The following is a 249-nucleotide window of genomic DNA, read 5'->3' on the forward strand; positions in this document are numbered from 1 at the left end:
GATGCAGAGACAGCTCCGACGAGTTCTAACGCTTGATCCGGATCAGTTCGTCGAACGGTTTTCCGCGGGAGGTACACATGCGGGGTCGCTTGTTCTGGCTTGGCGCGATTGCCCTGCTGGCAGCCTGGGTTTCGGCCGCCGTTGCTCAGACCGATCCGCTTCCGTCCTGGAACGACGGCGCGGCGAAACAGGCGATCGTCGCCTTCGTCACCGACGTGACCCGGGAAGGATCCCCCGACTTCATCCCGC

At 63.5% G+C, this 249-nt stretch carries 1 pseudogene; it reads left to right on the top strand.

Annotated elements, in window-relative coordinates:
- Positions 1-77 precede the first annotated feature (77 nt).
- Positions 78-249, top strand: a pseudogene (locus tag FEZ63_RS25815) (haloacid dehalogenase-like hydrolase); the annotation flags it as partial.

Source organism: Microvirga brassicacearum, from assembly GCF_008757455.1.
GTDB lineage: Bacteria > Pseudomonadota > Alphaproteobacteria > Rhizobiales > Beijerinckiaceae > Microvirga > Microvirga brassicacearum.